Genomic DNA, 20701 nt, shown 5'->3' with positions numbered 1-20701 from the left:
GTGTCGTGTGCCGAACTGTCTGATTTCTGCGCTTAGCGGCGTGAATTTCCCCACGTCTTCTTTGGCTGTGCAACACTTCGTCAGGAGCAAACCGACACTTTCAGAAGAGGAAAAGCCATGACCCGGTTCGTAATGAACAAAAAGGATGACCTTGTTGATAGCGCGTTAGACGGCATGATTTACGCCAGCCCGTGGGGCAATCTGGTGCGGCTGGCGGTTGCGCCACGCATCCGTATCGTGATGCGCAAAGATTGGCAGAAACAGCAGGTTGCGCTGATTTCCGGTGGCGGATCGGGCCATGAACCGGCGCACGTCGGGTTTATTGGCAAAGGGATGCTGACCGCTGCGGTGTGCGGCGATCTGTTTGCCTCGCCCAGCGTTGATGCGGTGTATAACGCCATTATCAATCTGACCGGTGACGCGGGCTGCCTGCTGATCGTCAAAAATTACACCGGTGATCGGCTCAACTTTGGCCTGGCGGCGGAGAAAGCGCGTAAGGCGGGCTTTAAGGTCAATATGGTGATTGTGGGTGATGATGTCGCTTTGCCCGACAATCCTCAGCCGCGTGGGGTCGCCGGGACTCTGCTGGTGCATAAAGTGGCCGGTTTTGTCGCTGAACGCGGTGACGATCTGGCGGCAGTGACCGAGGCCGCTGAGTCCGCCAGCCAGGCGATCGCCAGCATGGGCGTGGCGCTGTCGAGCTGTCATCTGCCGGATGAACAGAGCGGTGAGCGCGTGCCGGAGGGCAGCGTTGAAATGGGGCTGGGTATCCATGGTGAACCGGGCGTGGACGTGCTGAAAACGCAGAACAGCGAGCAAATTGTGCAGCATCTGCTGGAGAAAGTGATGCAGAAGGGCGATGCGCAACAGCCGCGGGCGCTGCTGGTCAATAATCTCGGCGGCATGTCGGCGCTGGAGATGAGCCTGGTCACCCGTGACCTGATTGCTTCGCCACTTAGCCAGCAGGTCAGCTATCTGATTGGACCCGCGCCGCTGATGACGGCGCTGGATATGAAAGGCTTTTCGGTCACCAGCATGACGCTGACACCTCTGTTTGAAGAGGCGCTCTGCGCGCCGGTAGAGGTCACGGGCTGGGTGAAGGCGATTAAACTCAGTCCATTACAGCCGGTTAGCGCAGAGAAGCAGGTGACGGAACAGGCCGCCACGCCTTCAGAGAATCCGGCTGTCGCCCGCATAGTGAACCGCATTTGTGAAACCCTGATCGCCAGTGAAAGTGAACTGAACCAGCTGGATGCGCAGGTGGGCGACGGGGACACCGGATCGACCTTCGCCGCCGGTGCGCGCCAGATCCAGCGCGAATGTGCGGACAACCAGCTGCCGCTCAACGCATTACCCGATCTGCTCGCGGTTACCGGAGAACGGCTGGCCACGGTGATGGGCGGTTCCAGCGGCGTGCTGATGGCCATTTTCTTTACCGCCGCTGCGCAGCAACTGGCCGAAGGCGATGCCCTGCCCGCCGCGTTGCAGCAGGGGCTGGAAAAAATGAAGCAGTATGGTGGGGCGCAACAGGGCGATCGTACCCTGATCGATGCGCTGCAACCGGCGATTGAAGCGATGATGGCAGGCAAATCGCAGGCGGAGGTGGCTGCCGCGGCGCAACAGGGCAGCGAAGCCACGGCGACTATGGGTCAAGCCAAAGCGGGACGCTCATCCTACCTCAACAGCGACAATCTTAATGGCGTGCCCGATCCTGGTGCCGTGGCGGTAGCGCGGGTGTTTGCCGCTCTGAATAAGGGTTAACGCTGGCGGCGCGGTTAAGCGAGCAATCGCGCCTGTAAAAAGGCCAGTAACTGACGGTTTACCTCACTGCGCTGACGGTGCTGGGGGTAAACCGCATTCAGCGCCAGCGACGGCGGATGAAACGGTTCCAGCACCGTCACCAGTTCGCCCCGTTGCAGCGCCTGACCAACAATGAACTCGGGCAGCAGGACCAGCCCTAAGCCCGCCAGCGCCGCATCCCGTAACACTTCACCGTTGTTGCTGACCATCGGCCCCTGTACCGCCAGCCATTTCCCTTTGCCGCTGACCTGTAACTCCCAGCCGTTCTGACCTTCCCGGCCATAGCGCAGACAGGCGTGTTGCAGCAGTTCATCCGGCTGTTGTGGCGTGCCGGCCCGGGCCAGATAGGCTGGACTGCCGCAAATGACCCGTTTCAGCTCGCCCAAAGGACGGGCAATCAGCGTGGAGTCGGCCAGTGCGCCAATGCGGATCGCCATATCAACCCCTTCACCAATCACATCGACATAGCGGTCGGCCAGTTCAATCTGAAACTGCAGTGCCGGATGCTGGCTGAGAAACTCCGCGATCAGCGGCGAAAGATGATTCATGCCATAGGACATCGGCAGATTAATGCGAAAGCTACCGCGCAGCGTCTGACGCTGTTCCGATACCGCCAGCTCCGCTTCCTGAATGTCATCGAGAATGCGCTGGGCGTGTTGTGCGAACAGCAGACCGGCATCGGTTACCGACAGTTTGCGGGTATTACGAATCAGCAGGCGTGCGCCAAGCGAGGCTTCCAGCGCGGCCATACGGCGACTCACATACTGCTTCGATAACATTAACTGGTCAGCCGCTGCGGTAAAGTTGCCTGCATGAATGACGGCGACGTAGATCCGGAGGTCTTCGATCTGCATTGTTCCTGCTTCCGGGCGTCAAGGCTGTGCATTGCCTTGTTTATTAATCAGAAGCGTTAACTTATATCGATTAAATCGCCAAAGGACAACGGCGTCGCGATCGGCAGGGCAGAGCAGACCGATCCCGGCGTTAAAGCCGCTAAATCTTTCAAAACCGTTATATTTAAGCAGCAGCAACCGGTAACAAGCCGCCAGACTGCTGCAAATTACCCTGATAAAACCCTGTAAAGGAGCGACTGGTGAAGAAATTACTCTGTGCAATGATGCTGGCAACGCTGCCTGTGACTACCCTGGCAGCATCGGTATTTACGTTGCAGTCAAAAGATTTCAACGATAATGCGCTGCTGGATAAAAAGTTTGCCGGTGCGAATAAAACTAATCCGTCCTGCACCGGCGAGAACATTTCGCCGGAACTTAACTGGTCTGCCGTTCCTGCCGGCACCCGCAGTCTGGCCCTGCTGATGACCGATCCAGTGGGCGCTAAAGGGCTGGGCGTGACGCATATGGTGGCCTATAACATTGCGCCAGATCGCAACGCCTTTGCTCAGGGTGAGCTGACGCAGGGCAAAGGATATACCGGCGGCAAAAATACTCCCGGCACTCAACACTATTACGGGCCCTGTCCTCCGGCGGGCAGCGGTTTGCATCACTATAACTTCGTGCTGATTGCGACCGATCTGCCGGCCGGCCAGCTCAAAGCCGGGTTAACCCATCAGGAGCTGCTGAGCCAGCTTAAAGGGCACGCGATTGGCGCGGCCAGTACCGTGGGCCGCTTCAGTAATGAGTAACTTTCGGTGAACAGGCTGCCGCTAGGGGCGTAACGGCGCGACAGCCCAGGCGGTGAGTCGTCGCTGAAAATCTCGCGGATGCGCTGGGCGATATAAGCGGTATGGGTTTCCAGCGCAAAAGGGCCACTTTCCAGCCTCTCAACCACCGCCTGCGGGTTATCGCGCTGCCACGCCATGCAGATAGTGCCACTTAACGGCTTCAGGCGTCAGGATGGCGTTGCGGATCACCTCATCATTGGCTTCATTCGGATCGTCCCAGTAAGCCCGCACCGGCGCCCAGGCGTCACCCGGCCCATACAGATCAGCGTTGCCGTTTTGTGAGATCAATCCGCCGACCCGTTCGGGATAAGCCAGCGCCAGCCGCACCGTAATCGGAAACAGAGATCGCATAGCGCTCAAGCCCTAACGCATTGACCAAGGCGGTCGGCGTCTGGCCAAAGGCATCGAAAGTCTACGGATAGTGGCGCTTTGCGGGCATGTCGGTAAAGCCGAAAACGGGCAGAGGTGAATAATGTGGAATTTATCAGCCAGCAGCGGAATTAAATCGCGGAACTGATGAGACAAGGTGGGAAAAGCGTGCAGCAACAGCAGGGCAGGCAGCGCCCGTTTCAGGCAGGCGAATCCGGCGCGGAAGTCACGGACGACAGAGAAAAAAAACACCCTGCTAAAGCAGGGTGTCGGTCAGGTTATTTAGCCGGTGTCGCTGCGGGCTTGTGGCGTTTGCGCAGCTTATCAATCAGGCGCTGCGCTTCGGCTTGAGTGGCCACCGCAGGCGATGAGCCGCTCAGCGGCTGACGAGCGGTTTCACGCACCGTCAGGATAGTGATCAGACCAATCACACCGGCACCCATCATATAGTAAGCGGGCATCATGTTGTTTTTGGTAGTATCCACCAGCCAGGCGGTGATCAGCGGCGTGGTGCCACCGAACAGCGATACGGACAGGTTAAAACCGATCGCCAGTGCGCTGTAGCGAATGTCCGTGGTAAACAGCGCAGGCAGCGTCGAGGGCATGGTGCCGCTGAAGCAGGTGTGCAGCACGCCCAGAATCAGCAGCCCGCCGAATACCGCCCACATATTACCGGAGCCGATCAGCATAAAGCTGGGGATTGCCAGCAGGATCAGACCCACTGCACCAAAACCAATGACCGGACGACGACCAATGCGGTCGGTCCAGCGTCCCCACAGCAGCGTCAGCGGCATCATCACAAACATCGCTACCATCACCAGCAGCAGGCCGCTCAGTTCAGGCAGACCCAGTACCCCGGTCAGATAGCTCGGCATGTAGGAGGTCAGCATATAGTTCGAGACGTTAAACAGCAGCACCAGGCCGATACATTTCAGCATCGGCGCGCGGTATTTGCTCAGCATCTGCATCAGCGTCAGACGCGGCTTGCTCTGCTCCAGCGCCTCCTGTTTTTCCATATGCTGCTGGAAGGCTGGCGTCTCTTCCAGTTTCAGACGGACATAGAGCCCGAACAGACCCAGCGGCGCGGCGATAAAGAACGGCACGCGCCAGCCCCATGACATCATCGCTTCATTCGACATCAGGGTTGTCATCACCGTGACCAGACTGGCGCCCAGCAGATACCCGCCGATAGTGCCAAACTCCAGGAAGCTGCCCATAAAACCACGGCGTTTATCGGTGGAGTATTCCGCGATAAAGGTCGCTGCACCACCATATTCACCGCCGGTAGAGAAGCCCTGAATCAGACGCGCCACCAGCAACAGGATCGGGGCCATGATGCCAATCGACGAATAGGCCGGGATCAGCCCGATACAGAAGGTGCCGATCGACATCATGATCATGGTCATCGCCAGCACTTTCTGCCGGCCGATACGGTCGCCGAGCGGGCCAAACACCAGGCCGCCGATCGGACGTACCAGGAAGGCCGCAGCGAAAGTACCAAAAGTGGCGATCAACTGAACCGCGTTATTGGCATCCGGAAAGAAAACTTTGCCGATAATCACGGCGAGATAGCTGTACACGCCGAAATCAAACCACTCCATCGCATTACCCAATGCGGCAGCGCCCACGGCACGCTTCAGCATGTCGTTATCGATCACGGTAATGTCATCAACAGTCAGCTCTTTTTGCTTCCTGTTCCAGAAGTGTTTCTTTGGATGTTCAGACGATGAGTTTCTGGTGTCCATATTCTCCTCAAATGCTTCAAATAAAGGAGTCTTATAGCTTTCGCAGCCGCAAAATAATGTTCAGAAGAAACCGTGGAAATGAAAGCTATAAGAAGCCGAATAATAGTTAAGCGAAGCGGCTGGTAACCGCAGCCGCCAAACCTTAGACCATTATTGTAAGTTATTGCAAGTTTTCGGAGTAAATAACCGCAGTTCCTGACAAATGCAGCAGGGTCTGTTTGTTCACCCCTGCTTACGCTTATCAATATTTTGTAACCAAACTGCAAATTTTATTATCAAAATGGCTGGCGCTGATTATTAATGTTCCGCATCAGATCAGCCAAATAATTTTAGCGCCGCAACGCGATCCAGGGCGCGCATAATTAAATCCGTCTCTGCAGTAAGGCTGATGCGAATATAGTGTTCACCCGCCGGACCGAATCCTTCACCAGGCGCGACCAGCAGATGCGCCTGCGCCAGTAACAGGGCGGCAAACTGCTTACCGGTCATGCCGGATGGCGTGGCAAGCCAGAGAAAAAAGGTGCCCTGACGGGACCGCACCGGCCAGCGCAGCTCGGCCAGCTTAGCCAGCACCTGCACCCGTCGCTGATGCCAGCATTCGGTCAGTTGCCCGATCTGTTCAGACGGTAGCCCCAGCGCGGTGATGGCGGCATCCTGCACGGCACCATAGACCGTGCTGTAACTGTGGGTATGCAACTTTTTAAACGCCGCGATGATCGAGGCATTGCCAACGGCAAAGCCGATCCGCCAGCCGGCCATCAGAAAGCTCTTCGACAGAGTATAAATTTCCACTCCCCATGCTTTGGCGTCAGGCTGAGCGAGCAGGCTGATCGGCTGTTCGCCGCGCTGGCTGCCGAGCGTGGCATAGGCAAAGTCGTGCACCAGCGGCACATGGTGCTGACGGGCAAACGCCAGCGCGGCGGCAAACAGCGCGGGCGTCGCCAGTGCGCCGGTCGGGTTATGCGGATAGTTCAGCAACAGCAGCCCGGCACGTGCCGCTATTTGCGCCGGGACGGCCTGGAAGTCAGGCAGGAAATCGTGGCGCGCCTCCAGCGGAATGCCGTAAAAATCCGCATTCGCCTGGCGGGCCGCTGAGCGATAAAGCGGATAGCAGGGATCGGTGGAAATCAGCACCTCGCCCGGGTTGAGCAGCGCGCGCGGCAGGCCGTTAACCGCAATATGCGCTCCCTGAAACACCGCAATTTCGCTGTCAGGATCGAGCGTCACGCCGTACTGCCGCTGATAAAAGTCAGCAATCGCCCGGCGCAGAGCAGGTTTGCCCCAGAAAGAGGGGTATTCATGATTTTCAGGCTGCGCCGCGGCTGCCTGCAGGGAAGCAATAATGTCGGGTGGTGTCGGCTGGCGCGGACTGCCCGAAGAGAGATCGATTAACGGCAGGTGCGGGTCATCGAACTGCGCCGCCTGCTTTTCCAACAGACTGAAAAGGTTTTCCTCCAGCCCTGCCACCATGTCCGATGCTGCAAACTCCGCCATAATATCCCCGAAAAGTGTCTGCTAAACGGCAGAGCATGACACAGCCGGGTTATTCCTTTTTAGCAGAAATAACACTATCGATTGCCATTAAATGAATTTCCGGCAGACAACTATCGTTAGCATAAAAAAGCCAAAGCGACGGGCGGGTTTTAACTATTCCTGATTACAGCGGCTGTGATTAAATCAATTTTTCTCACAATAATGAATAAGGTTTTTTTATGCGCATCAGTTTTAAGGGAACGTGGTATTTAATGGTTGCCGCCGCAACGCTCATTTCCGCCGCCCATGCTGCGGAAGAAAAAGTGATTCGGATTGGCTTTAATCCCGGCCCCTATAAAGAGCAGTTTGAAAAGGGTGTTGCGCCCTGGCTAATTAAGCAGGGATATAAAATCGAATATAAAGATTTCAGCGATGGTATTCAGGTTAATGACGCGGTACACCGTGGCACTATCGATGCCAATATTATGCAGCATCCGGTCTATCTTAAATCGGTTAATGATCGGCTCGGCATCGATAATGTTGGCATTGTCCAGGTGCCGACGCCACCGATGGGGCTCTATTCTGAGCGCGTCAAACAACTGCCCACGCCAGCGCCGGGTATGACGGTTTCGGTGCCTAATCAGCCCTCTAATGAATATCGCGCCGCGCTACTGCTACAGAGCATCGGCTGGCTGAAGATCACGCCTGACAGCGACGCAGCGACATTTTCACAGAAAAACATCAGCGAAAACCCGTACAAGATCGTGCTGAAAGAGATGGACAACGCGCAGCAGGTGCGGGCGTTGCCGGACGTCGATTTTGGCGTTATTCAGGGCAATTTCGCCGTATCAAGCGGCATGAAGCTGAGTTCAGCGCTGAAGCTGGAAGCACCGACCAGCCAGTTTATTAACGTGGTGACCGTCGCCGGTAAGAATAAACAGGCGGCGTTTGCCCGCGATATTATTGCCGGCTATCACTCAGCGGCATTCAGACAGTATATCGTCAGCGATCCGCAATATAGCGGCTATCTGCTGCCAGATTATTTCAAATGAGCCAGCCAACTATCGTCTTTCGCCAGGTGAGCAAAACCTTCTCACGTAATGGCGTTGAGGTTAAGGCGCTGGATAACGTCAACCTGACCATTAATCAGGGCGACATTTTCGGCGTTATCGGCACCAGCGGGGCCGGAAAAAGTACCCTGCTGCGGTTAATCAATCATCTGGAAACGCCGACCACAGGCACGGTTGAGGTGCAGGGCGAAGCGTTACAGGGCGTCAGTAAAGCGCGTCTGAATCAGGTCAAAAAGCAGATTGGCATGATTTTCCAGCATTTCAACTTACTGAATGCCCGCACGGTTTTTCATAACGTGGCGATCCCGCTGATTTTACAGGGGCGGGATAAGGCATTTATTACCGCACGGGTCGACGAACTGCTGGCGTTCGTCAACCTCAGCGACAAGGCCCACAGTTATCCGGATGAACTCTCCGGCGGTCAGAAACAGCGCGTCGGGATTGCCCGCGCGCTGGCAACTAATCCCGCCATTCTGCTGTGCGACGAAGCCACCTCAGCGCTGGACCCACAGACCACGGTGCAGATTTTGCTGCTGCTGCAAGAGATCAACCAGCGCTACGGCATCACCATCGTTCTGATCACGCATGAGATGTCGGTGGTGCAGAAAATCTGCAACAAGGTGGCGGTGATGGCGCAAGGGCGGATTGCTGAACAGGGTGAAGTGCTGGCGCTGTTTGCCGATCCGCAACAGTCGGTCAGCGCCAGCTTTGTGCAATCGGTGATCCACGATCGGCTGCCACAGCAGACGCTGGCGCTGCTGAGCCAGCAGCCGAATCTGCAGTCCCTGCGGCTGGAGTTCGTCGGCAGCACCGCTCAGCAGCCGATTATCCATCATCTGATCCGCAATTTTGCCGTCGAGGTCAATATCCTGTTCGCCAATATGTCGGAAGTGCAGCGCACCATTCTCGGCTTCATGATCGTTCAGCTCAGCGGGGAGCCGGCACAGATCGCGGCGGCAAAGGATTTTCTGACCGCAACAGGAGTGAAAATTAGTCATGTCTGATCTGTTTGATACGGCGGTTACCGGCGACCAGTTTTTGATCGCCTTGCAGGACACGCTGGTGATGGTGGGCGTATCGCTGGGGTTTGGTTCGCTGCTCGGCCTGCCGCTGGGCGTGATTCTGGTGATTTGCCGTCCCGGCGGCATCATGCCGAACCGGCTGGTGCATCAAATCCTCAATCCGGTGGTGAATATTATCCGTTCACTGCCGTTTATTATTCTGCTGATTACTATTCTGCCGCTGACGCGGCTGCTGGTGAACACCACTATCGGCACCGCCGGTGCCATCGTCCCGCTGGTGATTTTTATCGCGCCCTACATTTCCCGGCTGGTGGAGAGTGCACTGCTGGAGGTCGATGAGGGCATTCTTGAATCCGCTAACGCCATGGGCGCCACCACCTTTCAGACCATCTGGTACTTCATGTTGCCAGAAGCGGCCGCCTCTCTGGTACTCGCGCTGACCACGGCCACCATCGGCTTGCTGGGCGCGACCGCAATGGCCGGCACGGTAGGCGGCGGTGGGATAGGGGATCTGGCGATCACCTACGGCTACCAACGCTTTGATGCCTTTGCCACCCTTACCACCGCGCTGGTGCTGGTCGTTATCGTTCAGCTATTACAAACCCTGGGGACGCGCCTGTCGCGTCGTATTCGCCGCGAGTAGCCAATGAAAAACAGTGATTTAGCCGTAATGCACTGGGGGACTTATCACGTCACCACCGAAGAGGGGAAGCTGACGGCGGTAACCCCAGTGGCGTGGGATCGCAATCCTTCTCTGATTGGTCAGTCGCTGCCGGACGCGATACACAGTGACACGCGGGTGAAGTATCCGGCGGTGCGGCTGGGTTACCTGCAGGGTAAGCCCGCATCGCGCCAGTCACGCGGCAAAGAGCCGTTTGTTGAGGTGAGCTGGGATCACGCGTTACAGCTGGTGGCGGATGAGCTGGCACGGGTACGGCAGCAGCACGGCAATCAGGCCATTTATGCGGGCTCTTACGGCTGGTCGAGTGCCGGACGTTTTCATCATGCGCAGAGTCAGTTGCACCGCTTCTTCAACGGTTTTGGCGGCTATACCGCCAGCACCAACACCTACAGCATTGCCGCCGGTGAACGCACCTTACCGCATATCCTCGGCGATCTGGACACGCTGCAGCGTCAGCACACCCACTGGCCGGTACTGGCGCAGCATTGCGAACTGTTTGTCGCGATCGGCGGATTGCCGCTGCGCAATGCTCAGGTCAATGGCGGCGGGGCCAGCGATCATGCGCTGGCGCACTGGCTGACGACGCTGCGCCACAACGGCACCCGCTTTATCAATATCAGCCCGGTCAGAAACGATTTGTCGGCGGTGCCGGATGCGGAATGGCTGGCGATTCAGCCGGGCTCCGATACCGCGCTGTTGCTGGCTATCGGTCAGGTGCTGATTGCGGAATCCCGCTATGACGCCGACTTTGTTGCCCGCTACACGGTGGGATTCGAGGAGTATGCCGCTTATCTGACCGGCGAGCGGGACGGCGTGGTGAAAACCCCGGAATGGGCCGCGCCGCTGACCGGATTAGCGGCGGCGCAGATCCGCCAGCTGGCGCGGCAGATGGCGGAAAGCAAAACCATGGTCAACATTGCCTGGTCGGTGCAGCGTGCGCGACAGGGTGAACAGGCGTTCTGGGCGGCGGTCGCGACGACGGCGCTGCTGGGCCAGATTGGCACCGCGGGTGGCGGGCTGGGTTTTGGCTATGCCTCCACCAATCTGGCGGGTGCGGCCCGGCGTCAGTTTTCCGGTCCCCGGCTGCCTGCCGGTCACAATCCGGTGCAGCAGAACATTCCGGTGGCGCGTATTGCGGACATGCTGCTCAATCCTGGCGGCAGCTATGCGTTTGATGGTCAGCAGCGGACCTACCCGGATATCCGGCTGGTCTACTGGGCGGGCGGCAACGTTTTCCATCACCATCAGGACCTTAATAAGCTGATCCGCGCCTGGCAGCAGCCGGATACCATTATCGTGCATGAGCAGTTCTGGACTGCCCAGGCGAAGTTTGCCGATATCGTGCTGCCCGCCAGCACTTCGCTGGAGCGCGAAGATATCGGTAGCGCCAGCAATGATGGTTTTATGATCGCCATGGCGCAGCATCTGCCGCCGTTTGCCGGATCGCAGTCTGACTATGCGATTTTTGCGGCGCTGGCGGAACGGCTGGGCTTCGCCGGGCATTTCACTGAAGGACGCGATGTACGCCAGTGGTTAGCGGCCATTTACGAGGCATCGCGCCCACGCGCTGCGGAGCAGGGTATTATGCTGCCCGACTTCGAAACGTTCCGGGCCGCCGGCAAGCTGGAATATCCGCTGCCCGATACGCCACAGATCCTGTTGCAGGCGTTTCGTGACGATCCTGATGCCGCCCCGCTGACCACGCCTTCTGGCCGGATTGAGCTGTTTTCGCAGACGGTTGCCGGTTTTGGCTACGCCGAAGCGCCAGGGTTTGCCTGGTGGGACCCGGACGAATATCAGGCGCAGCAGCAGGAGAAGCAGCAGTGGCCACTGCATCTGCTCTCCAGCCAGCCGCGTACCCGGCTGCACAGTCAGTACGATCACGGGCGTATCAGCCAGCAAACCAAAATTGCCGGACGCGAGCCGCTATGGATGCACCCGGATGACGCCGCACCGCGCGGCATCAGCGAAAACAGCATTGTGAAGGTGTTTAATGGGCGCGGCGCGGTGCTGGCCGGTGTGCATCTGACGCGGGATATCCGGCCTGGTGTGGTGCAGATGTCGACCGGCGCCTGGTATGACCCGCTGGATAAGGAGAGCGACCAGCCGCTGGATAAACACGGCAATCCTAACGTGCTGACCCGTGATTGCGGCAGCTCGCGGCTCGGGCAGGGATGCAGCGCCCAGACCTGCTTTGTCGATATCGAGCGTTATGACGCGCCGCTACCCGCTATCACCGCCTGGCAGCCGCCGGAATTTGTCCGGTGGCCCGCAGAATAATCACTGAATATTGAGACGGTTAAGAATAATCGCGATATTCCCGCCGTCTGAATATCGATTGCAGGATTAGTTGGTAGTTAAACCCTGGATGAACTGGCAAGGTTAATTCATTCCATGCCAACAGGGTGTTAATAATGAGTGAGTCAGCGTCATCATCATTACCGATCATTGATTTCGCGCTATTGTCCGGTAATAAACAGCAGCAGCAACAGTGTCTGGAAAAATTAGGCCAGGCAGCGCGCGATGTCGGTTTCTTTTATTTAATTAATCACGGCATAGATACTGAATTATTAAATGCGGTACAGCGCGTCGCCCGGGATTTTTTTGCGTTACCCGAGCAGGACAAATTATCGGTCAGAATGGCTAATTCGCCCCATTTCCGCGGCTATAACCTTGCCGGTGTTGAAATTACCCGTAGCCAGCCTGATTTCCGCGAACAGTTTGATATTGGTGCTGAACGCGAGGCGCTGCCGGTGACTGCGGATTCTCCCGCCTGGCAGCGGATGCAGGGACCGAACCAGTGGCCCGCCGCGCTGCCTGAGCTACAAACGGTGGTGACCCACTGGCAGCAGGAGATGACTTCGGTGGCGCTGGAACTGCTGCGGGCCTTTGCCGAAGCGCTGGACCTGCCGCGTCACGCCTTCGACAACCTCTATGGCGACTACCCCAACGAACACATCAAGCTGATCCGCTATCCTGGCCGCACCGACAGCGAATCGCGTCAGGGCGTAGGTGCGCACAAAGACTCCGGTTTTCTGACGCTGCTGCTGCAGGACGACCAGCCAGGCTTGCAGGTGGAAGTCACGCCCGATCGCTGGGTTGACGCCTCGCCGCTGCCCGGCGCTTTTGTGGTGAATATCGGCGAACTGCTGGAGTTGGCGACCAACGGCTACCTGCGCGCTACCGTGCATCGGGTGGTATCGCCTCAGCAGGCCAGTGAACGACTCTCTATCGCCTTCTTCCTGGGCGCGCAACTGGATGCCGTGGTGCCGATCTATCAGTTGCCGCCGTCGCTGGCCCGGCTGGCGCAGGGACCGAGCAGCGATCCCCAGAATCCGCTGTTACGTGAAGTAGGCTGGAACTACCTCAAAGGCCGGTTACGTTCCCATCCGGAAGTCGCCCAGCGTTTCTACCCTGAACAAACTCAACACTGATAATAAGAGATAAATGATGATGAAAAAGCGCTTCTTAGCCCTTGCCGGGCTGACTTTACTGATTGCTCAGAGTTTGCAGGCGGCGCCATTACGCATCGCGGCCGATCCGGTACCACATGCGGAAATTCTGGAGTATGTCAAAACCCTCGATCCGGCACTCGATTTCAAAATCGTCGAGCTGAGCGGTGGCGTCAATGCCAACGAGCTGCTGGCATCAGGTGATGTCGACGCCAACTATTTCCAGCATCTGCCTTATCTGAAAGATCAGGAAAAAGCGCTGGGGAAAACCTTCGCGGTGGCGGCCAGTGTGCACATTGAGCCGCTGGGCATTTACTCGCATAAAGTGAAAAGCCTGTCGGCCCTGCCGCAGGGTGCCAGCATCGCGGTGCCGAACAACACCACCAACCTGAGCCGGGCGCTGTGGCTGTTGCAGGACAAGGGGCTGATTAAACTGGCTGCGCAGGGCGAAGCGGGATCAACGCTGGTGACGCCAAAAGATATCAGCGACAACCCGAAGCAGATCAAAATCATTGAGATTGAGTCGCCGCAGCTGCCCCGGGCGCTGGATGATGTGGATGCGGCGGTCATTAACGGCAACTACGCGCTGGAGGCGGGGCTGACGCCCGCGAAAGATGCGCTGGGACTGGAGTCAGCGAATCACAATCCGTATGCCAACCTGCTGGTGACCACGCCTGAGCTGGCGAAAGATCCGCGTATTCTGCAGCTGGCGAAAGATCTGCGCTCACCGCAGGTGGCTGACTTCATCCGCAAAAATTATCACGGCTCGGTGATCCCGGTGGCGGACCCGCAGCATGATTAAACTTTCTCATCTCAGCACACACTATCCCGGCGCGGCAACCCCCGCGCTGGATGATCTGTCGCTGACCATCGAAGAGGGGACGATTTTTGGCATTTTAGGCCGCAGCGGTGCCGGAAAAAGTACGCTGCTGCGTTGCCTGAACCGGCTGGAGAGTCCCTCCAGCGGCCAGATTGAGATTGATGGGCAGGATATTGCCGCCATGAGCCTGGCGCAGTTGCGCCAGCAGCGGCAGCAGATGGGGATGATCTTTCAGCACTTTAATCTGCTGCACTCGCGCAACGTACACGACAACATCGACCTGCCGCTGGAGATCGCCGGTATAGCGCCCGCCGCGCGGCGTCAGCGGGTCAGTGAACTGCTGCAACTGGTCGGGCTGGAGCACTTTGCCCGCGCCTGGCCGTCGCAGCTCTCCGGCGGGCAGAAACAGCGGGTTGGTATCGCCCGCGCGCTGGCGGCCAGGCCGCGTTATCTGCTGTGTGATGAAGCAACCAGCGCGCTTGACCCGGAAACCACCGCATCGATTCTGGATTTACTGGCGGATATCCAGCAGCGGCTGAATATCACCATCGTGCTCATTACCCATGAGATGACGGTGGTAAAACGCATCTGCGACGGTGCCGCGCTGCTTGAACAGGGTCGGCTGGTGGAGAGCGGTTCACTGAGTCAGATCATGGCTCGTGAAGAGGGACGGTTGCGGCAGATGTTGCTGAAGGATGGCGCAGCGGACCGGGCCTTTATCGAAAAATATCAGCGTGGAGCCTTAACCCGATGCGTAGCCTGACCAGCGACCGTTTTCAGCAACTGCTGCTGAACGCCACCGGAGAAACGCTCTATATGGTGCTGCTGGCGGCGCTGTTTACCGTGGCGATCGGTTTACCGGTTGGCGTCTTACTGTTTCTGACTCGCCCGCAAGGCATTCTGCCCAACCGGCCAGTTTCATGGCTGCTGAATGCGCTGGTGAATACCGGCCGGGCGCTGCCGTTTGTGGTGCTGTTGATCGCGCTGATTCCGTTTACCCGCTTGCTGGTCGGCACCACGCTGGGCAGTACCGCCGCAATTGTGCCGATTACCCTTGGAGCCTTTCCTTTCTTTGCCCGCATCGTCGAGAACGCGCTGGATGAGGTGGATCGTGGACGGATTGAAGCGGTGGTGTCGATGGGCGGCACGCTGTGGCATATCGTCAGCCGCGTGCTGCTGCCGGAAGCGTTACCGGCGCTGGTGGCGGGCATTACCCTGACCATTGTGATGCTGATTGGCTTCTCGGCGATGGCCGGTGTGGTGGGCGGCGGTGGATTAGGCGATCTGGCGATCCGTTACGGTTATCAGCGTTTTGACAATCAGATCATGGCCGCCACCATCGTGGTGCTGCTGGCGCTGGTGATGCTGATTCAAAAACTGGGCGATCGGCTGGTCCGCTCGCTGGCCTATCGTCGCTAAGGAGCACTGATGTTTCGTGTTATGTCACCAAAAGGCTATCTGCAACGTCCCGGCCTGCGGGCTGAGGTGGGTGAAATCATCCGGCCGCTGGCCACGCACATTCATATCCTGACCTCGCCGCGCGCCTGGCAGGCGGTCAACCCTGAGCTGAGTATCAGCCTGGAGCGGGCCGGCATACGCTGGCAGCTCGACTACCTATCGGGAGAATGCACCGATGCGGCGATTGCCGATCTGCAGCAGCAGGTGCTGACGCACGGCGCATCGCTGATTCTGGCGATCGGCGGCGGCCGGGTGCTGGACTGCGCCAAAGCGGTCAATGATGCGTTGCCGCAGGTACGGCTGGTGAATATGGCGACGGTGGCGGCGACCTGCGCCGCCTGGTCACCGCTGGCGATTATTTATAATCAACAGGGCGGTCATCTGCGCAGCCAGCCGCTCAGCCATATGCCGGAGTGGATTCTGGTGGATAGCGAGGTGATTGCCACCAGTGATGTGCGTTATCTGCGGGCCGGCATGGTGGATGCGCTGGCGAAATGGATTGAGTTTGAACCCTATCTGCGCCAGAGGCCGCACCAGCTGGCGCTGGATTTAAAAGTCAACGCCGCGCGGCAGGCGCTGGAGTGGTGCGATCGCTGGGGCGAGGCTGCCGTAGAGGCTAACATCGCCCGGCAGGTGACACCGGCGCTGGAGAAGATTATCGAAGCCAACATTGTGCTGGCTGGCCTGGCAAACAGCATTCAGGACAGCATGGCAACGCCTGGCTTTGCACATGTGATCCACGATCGGCTGACGCATCAGCCTGAACTTCATCACTGGCTGCACGGTGAAAAGGTGGGCTTCAGCCTGCTGGTGCATTCATTGATCGAGCAGGATAACGGGCAGGTTGAGCCTTCACTGCTGTCGCTACTGCGGCGTTTCAACAGCCCGCTGACGCTGCCCGACACTCTCACTGACGCTGCGCTGCGGCAGATCGCCCAGGATATTCATTTCCCCGCTGCCAGCCTGGCAGATCTCCCTTTCAGCATCGACGCGCATAAGCTGGAACAGGCGTTGCGGGCGACCGCTGAACAGGCGCGACGCTGATTCCCCAATAAAAATGGCGGCCCGCAGGCCGCCGAATCCTCAACCACAACAGATGTTGTGTAAGCAGTGGCAGCGTACAATGATGATCGTTTACCCTTTCACGCCGCCAGCGGTCAGGCCGCTGACCAGCCAGCGCTGCGCCAGCAGGAATACCAGCGTGATAGGAATGGCCGAGAGCACCGCCGCCGCGGCAAAATCGCCCCATAGATAGTTTTGCGGATTCAGGTATTGCTGCATCCCCACCGCCAGGGTGTAACTGTTCACATCACGCAGCAGCAGCGACGCGACCGGTACCTCAGTGACCGCCGCGATAAACGCCAGAATAAACACCACCGCCAGAATCGGCACCGACAGCGGCAGCAGCACCAGCCGGAACGCCTGCCACGGCGTGGCGCCATCCAGCGCAGCGGCCTCTTCCAGTGACCCGTCAATAGTTTCGAAATAGCCTTTGATGGTCCAGACATGCAGTGCAATGCCGCCCAGATAGGCGAAGATCACCCCACCGTGAGTATTCAGCCCGATAAAGGGCAGATACTGGCCGAGCCGATCGAACAAGGCATACAGCGCCACCAGCGACAGCACCGCCGGGAACATCTGGAAAATCAGCATTCCTTTCAGCAGGCTGGCGCGACCGGTAAAGCGCATACGAGCAAACGCATAAGCACAGGTGGTGGAGAGCGCCACAATGCCCAGCGCACTGATGGCGGCAATCTTGACCGAGTTCCACAGCCACAGCAGCACCGGGAAGGGCGGCGGCGTCACCCGCCCATCCGCATGTTCCACGCTAAAGCCCAGCGCCAGCCGCCAGTGCTCCCAGGAGATCTGCTCCGGGATCAGACTGCCGGTGGCGAAGTTGCCGGCACGCAGCGAAATGGCGATGACCATCAGCAGGGGAAACAGGATTGCGGCAATAAATAACAGCAGCAGCAGGTGTGTCATCAGCAGACGCAGCCGTTGCGATTTGGGTTGTACCATAGCCATAACAACTCCTCAGAGCCTGGTCCATCAGGCTATTTTATTTGTCAGTCTGAAGCGGGGCAGTGCTCACAATCCTCACCTCCCAGCTTCCGGTTGTTCCACGCTCTTCGCGTCCGGACTGCCTGCAACCATGACGCCTGTTGGGCCAGGCCGTTAGTCGAATTTCATCCGCGACGCTTTGAGGTTAACCACCGCCAGCGCACCCACCAGCAGGAAGATCAGGGTAGCGATCGCCGCCGCCAGTCCAAAGTCCTGGCCGCCGCCGCCTTCAAAGGCGATGCGCCAGGTGTAGTTGACCAGCAGATCGGTATAGCCCGCTGGCGTGGTGGTCCCGATGCGATCCGGTCCGCCGTTGGTCAGCAACTGCACCAGCACAAAGTTATTAAAGTTAAAGGCGAAGCTGGCGATCATCAGTGGCATCAACGGCTTGAGCAGCAGCGGCAGCGTAATCAGGAAGAAGTTCTGCAACGGTCCGGCACCGTCCATCGCCGAGGCTTCATAGAGATCGTCCGGAATCGCCTTCAGCAGTCCCATACAGAGAATCATCATGTAGGGATAACCGAGCCAGGTGTTGACGATAATCAGCATGGTGCGTGCCAGCGTCGGATCGCTGAACCAGGCGGGCTTAACGCCAAACAGTGCGCTGAGCATCACGTTGATCTCGCCAAAGCTCTGGTTGAACAGCCCCTTAAAGATCAGGATCGAGATAAACGCCGGTACTGCATAAGGCAGGATCAGCATCACCCGATAAATCGCTTTGCCGCGCAGCGCCTCCCACTGCACCAGACAGGCCAGCACCATGCCGACCGCCACGGTCAGCACCACGGTGATCAGCGAGAACAGCAGCGTCCAGCCAAAGATCGCCAGGAACGGCTTCTGAATCCCTTCGTCGGTAAACACCCGCACGAAATTCTTCCAGCCGGTGTTGACGGTGAAGCCAGGGCTCAGGGTTTCATTCGCCCAGCTGCCGTCGGCATTAATCGCCTGATAAAAACCGGTTTGTGGGTTAGCGCGATAATGCACGCCGCTCTGCTGGTTGGTCAGTTCATCCTGCGCGCCCATCCGATAGAGCGGCTGGGTCCCGGAGAACTGGCGCAGCGAGCTCATGCGCAGCTGGCGGCCATCTGGCAACTCCGCACTGATCTGACTCAGCGCCTGGCGATTACCGGTGATCACCCGCAGCGTGGCGCGTTCGCCAGCCGGTTGCGCGGCGGGCTGCATTTTCAGCTGCTGTTCACCGCCAAAACGGAACGGCGGCGAGACAAAATGCTGTTCGCCCTGCTTCAGCACCAGTTGCCAGCGGTCGCCCGCCGGGTAGAGCGAGAAATTAACCGCCTCGCCCGACTGGAAAGAACGGCTCATCAGCACCTGCTGCGCCCGTTCAAAGGTCAGCTGGTTAGTGCTGCTGTAGTTGGTGAAAGCGATAGCGATGGTACAGGCGAGGGGAAACAGCACAAACAGCGCCATTCCCGCCACGCCGGGATAGACATAGCGCCAGGCGTAGGCGCGGCGATTAGCGTAAATCCACAGGCCGAGCGCACTGAGAATCAGCGTCAGCAGTGCAAACAGATACTCGCCCTGTGCGTACATCAGCACCAGCAGATAGCCGACCAGCAGACAGCAGATCCCGATGAGAACGCTTTTAATCAACAGACCCGGCGTTTTCGGTTTTCCTGACATGATGCGGTTTTCCTTAACGGTCACTCAAGCCGGGTTGCCCCGGCCGTAAAGGGTGAATTACTTTTTCAGGCGCGCCTGGGCATCTTTCAGTGCGGCATCCACGCTCTGACGACCGCCCAGCGCATTCAGGGTGGCGGTGCGCATCGCGTACCAGAACGCGGCCATTTGTGGAATGTTCGGCATGATATCGCCGTGACGGGCGTTGCTCATGGTGGCGGCAATGCGGGAATCTTTCTCCAGCGTCTGCTGGAATGATTTCAGCGCCACGGCACCCAGCGGCTTGTCTTTGTTAACCGCATCCAGTCCGGCATCGGTCAGCAGGTAGTTTTCCAGGAACTCTTTCGCCAGCTCTTTGTTCGGGCTGGCGGCGTTGATCCCGGCACTCAGCACGCCGACAAAGGCTTTTGACGGTTTGCCGTTCAGCGTGGGTAACTCAGCCACGCCATAGTCGATGCCGCTTTTATCGATGTTGCTCCACGCCCAGGGACCGTTAATGGTCATGGCGGTTTCCCCTTTGTTGAAGGCGGCTTCAGCAATCGAATAGTCGGTGTCAGCATTCAGGGTTTTGGCTTTGACCTGATCGACCAGGAACTGCATACCCGCTTTGGCACCGGCGTTATCCACCCCGACATCTTTCACGTCATAGCGTCCGTCATTCAGCTTAAAGGCGTAAGCGCCACCGGCGGCCAGCAGCGGCCAGGTGAAGTAGGGTTCCTGCAGGTTAAACATGATGGCGCTTTTGCCTTTGGCGCGCAGTTGCTTATCGAGCCCGGCAATCTCTTCCCAGGTTTTCGGCGGTTGTGGCAGCAGCTTTTTGTTGTAGATCAGCGACAGGGATTCAACCGAAATCGGATAACCGATCAGCTTGCCGTCGAAGCGCACCGCATCCCAGGTGAAAGGGAAGATTTTTTGCTGGAAGCTGGCGTCCGGGCTGATCTCAGCCAGCAGGCCGGATTGGGCGTAGCCGCCAAAGCGGTCATGCGCCCAGAAGATGATATCCGGGCCATCGCCGGTGGCGGCAACCTGCGGATACTTCTCTTCCATCTTGTCAGGATGCTCCACCGTCACTTTAATGCCGGTCTCCTGTTCAAACTTCTTACCGACCTCGGCCAGGCCGTTATAGCCTTTGTCGCCGTTGATCCAGATGACCAACTTGCCTTCCTCAATTTTTGCCACTGCGGATGCTGAAAACAGCACGGCAGAGAGGGCAGAGAGGGCCAGAATTCGTGCACCGGTTTTCATCGTCATAAGTCCATCCTGTTTGCGGAAGCGGTGATTGCTCTACCGGCAACATTGTGCGCATCCGTCACCGCTTCTCATCCTCCTTCGCTCTACGCCCTGTGGCTGAGGGGTGTGATCGCGCTGGCAAAAAGCGGGCGAAGCGGCCGGATACGGGCTAAAAATTCCGGCAGGTCTGCGTTAGCGAT

General features: G+C 58.1%; 18 protein-coding genes. 11 read left to right on the top strand and 7 right to left on the bottom strand.

Annotated features, from left to right (window positions below):
- The first annotated feature begins 117 nt into the window (after positions 1 to 117).
- A complete protein-coding gene (locus WFK59_RS15325) occupies positions 118 to 1761 on the top strand; it encodes a dihydroxyacetone kinase subunit DhaK (RefSeq protein ID WP_336756250.1) in 1644 nt (547 codons plus the stop codon).
- 14 nt (positions 1762 to 1775) lie between these two features.
- Here the strand turns inward: WFK59_RS15325 and WFK59_RS15320 are convergent, their stop codons facing one another.
- Positions 1776 to 2654 (bottom strand): LysR family transcriptional regulator, encoded by an 879-nt coding sequence (locus WFK59_RS15320; RefSeq protein ID WP_336756248.1) that lies wholly within the window; start codon positions 2652 to 2654, stop codon positions 1776 to 1778.
- A 239-nt stretch (positions 2655 to 2893) separates the two neighbouring features.
- Here WFK59_RS15320 and WFK59_RS15315 point away from each other — a divergent pair, with 239 nt between their 5' ends.
- Positions 2894 to 3442 carry a YbhB/YbcL family Raf kinase inhibitor-like protein gene (locus tag WFK59_RS15315; protein WP_336756246.1) on the top strand — a complete coding sequence of 183 codons (549 nt, stop codon included), beginning with the start codon at positions 2894 to 2896 and terminating at the stop codon, positions 3440 to 3442.
- 156 nt (positions 3443 to 3598) lie between these two features.
- Here WFK59_RS15315 and WFK59_RS15310 read toward each other — a convergent pair whose 3' ends face one another.
- The 3 genes from WFK59_RS15310 to WFK59_RS15300 form a co-directional block, all read right to left on the bottom strand.
- Complete coding sequence (locus WFK59_RS15310; RefSeq protein ID WP_336756244.1) at positions 3599 to 3832, bottom strand: hypothetical protein; 234 nt, start codon at positions 3830 to 3832, stop codon at positions 3599 to 3601.
- A 296-nt stretch (positions 3833 to 4128) separates the two neighbouring features.
- On the bottom strand, positions 4129 to 5595 hold the full coding sequence (gene proP, locus WFK59_RS15305) for a glycine betaine/L-proline transporter ProP (RefSeq protein ID WP_233988654.1): 1467 nt from the start codon (positions 5593 to 5595) through the stop codon (positions 4129 to 4131).
- 315 nt (positions 5596 to 5910) lie between these two features.
- The gene (locus WFK59_RS15300) at positions 5911 to 7089 is read right to left on the bottom strand and encodes an aminotransferase class I/II-fold pyridoxal phosphate-dependent enzyme (protein WP_336756242.1); all 1179 of its coding nucleotides are present in this window, start codon (positions 7087 to 7089) and stop codon (positions 5911 to 5913) included.
- A 251-nt stretch (positions 7090 to 7340) separates the two neighbouring features.
- Here WFK59_RS15300 and WFK59_RS15295 point away from each other — a divergent pair, with 251 nt between their 5' ends.
- From WFK59_RS15295 to WFK59_RS15255, 9 genes are all read left to right on the top strand, one after another.
- Positions 7341 to 8120, top strand: coding sequence for a MetQ/NlpA family ABC transporter substrate-binding protein (locus WFK59_RS15295; RefSeq protein WP_336756356.1), 780 nt, complete (start codon positions 7341 to 7343; stop codon positions 8118 to 8120).
- Positions 8117 to 9142, top strand: a complete 1026-nt coding sequence (locus WFK59_RS15290) for a methionine ABC transporter ATP-binding protein (RefSeq protein ID WP_233988656.1) — start codon at positions 8117 to 8119, stop codon at positions 9140 to 9142. Before WFK59_RS15295 ends, WFK59_RS15290 begins: the two co-directional genes overlap by 4 nt.
- Positions 9135 to 9803 (top strand): methionine ABC transporter permease, encoded by a 669-nt coding sequence (locus WFK59_RS15285; RefSeq protein WP_336756241.1) that lies wholly within the window; start codon positions 9135 to 9137, stop codon positions 9801 to 9803. Before WFK59_RS15290 ends, WFK59_RS15285 begins: the two co-directional genes overlap by 8 nt.
- A 3-nt stretch (positions 9804 to 9806) precedes the next feature.
- A complete protein-coding gene (locus WFK59_RS15280) occupies positions 9807 to 12122 on the top strand; it encodes a molybdopterin-dependent oxidoreductase (RefSeq protein WP_336756239.1) in 2316 nt (771 codons plus the stop codon).
- A gap of 134 nt (positions 12123 to 12256) precedes the next feature.
- Positions 12257 to 13276, top strand: a complete 1020-nt coding sequence (locus WFK59_RS15275; protein ID WP_233988659.1) for an isopenicillin N synthase family dioxygenase — start codon at positions 12257 to 12259, stop codon at positions 13274 to 13276.
- A 16-nt stretch (positions 13277 to 13292) separates the two neighbouring features.
- Positions 13293 to 14096, top strand: coding sequence for a MetQ/NlpA family ABC transporter substrate-binding protein (locus WFK59_RS15270; RefSeq protein WP_233988799.1), 804 nt, complete (start codon positions 13293 to 13295; stop codon positions 14094 to 14096).
- Positions 14089 to 14877: a methionine ABC transporter ATP-binding protein gene (locus WFK59_RS15265; protein WP_336756237.1), complete on the top strand. Its 789-nt coding sequence runs from the start codon at positions 14089 to 14091 to the stop codon at positions 14875 to 14877. The genes WFK59_RS15270 and WFK59_RS15265 overlap by 8 nt, the downstream gene beginning before the upstream one ends.
- Positions 14865 to 15533 carry a methionine ABC transporter permease gene (locus WFK59_RS15260; RefSeq protein WP_233988661.1) on the top strand — a complete coding sequence of 223 codons (669 nt, stop codon included), beginning with the start codon at positions 14865 to 14867 and terminating at the stop codon, positions 15531 to 15533. The genes WFK59_RS15265 and WFK59_RS15260 overlap by 13 nt, the downstream gene beginning before the upstream one ends.
- Positions 15534 to 15542: 9 nt before the next feature.
- Entirely contained in the window at positions 15543 to 16616 is a 1074-nt protein-coding gene (locus WFK59_RS15255; RefSeq protein WP_336756235.1) for an iron-containing alcohol dehydrogenase family protein, read from the top strand.
- Between the two features lie 90 nt (positions 16617 to 16706).
- Here WFK59_RS15255 and malG read toward each other — a convergent pair whose 3' ends face one another.
- The 3 genes from malG to malE all read right to left on the bottom strand — a co-directional run bounded on the left by malG (position 16707) and on the right by malE (position 20522).
- The gene (gene malG / locus WFK59_RS15250; protein ID WP_233988663.1) at positions 16707 to 17597 is read right to left on the bottom strand and encodes a maltose ABC transporter permease MalG; all 891 of its coding nucleotides are present in this window, start codon (positions 17595 to 17597) and stop codon (positions 16707 to 16709) included.
- A 150-nt stretch (positions 17598 to 17747) separates the two neighbouring features.
- A complete protein-coding gene (gene malF / locus WFK59_RS15245) occupies positions 17748 to 19274 on the bottom strand; it encodes a maltose ABC transporter permease MalF (RefSeq protein ID WP_233988664.1) in 1527 nt (508 codons plus the stop codon).
- Between the two features lie 57 nt (positions 19275 to 19331).
- Entirely contained in the window at positions 19332 to 20522 is a 1191-nt protein-coding gene (gene malE / locus WFK59_RS15240) for a maltose/maltodextrin ABC transporter substrate-binding protein MalE (protein WP_336756234.1), read from the bottom strand.
- Positions 20523 to 20701 lie beyond the last annotated feature (179 nt).

Origin of the sequence: Pantoea sp. USHLN298 (assembly GCF_037149395.1) — a bacterium.
GTDB classification, from domain to species: Bacteria; Pseudomonadota; Gammaproteobacteria; order Enterobacterales; family Enterobacteriaceae; genus Pantoea; species Pantoea astica.
This window is presented reverse-complemented; position numbering and strand designations above follow the sequence as displayed.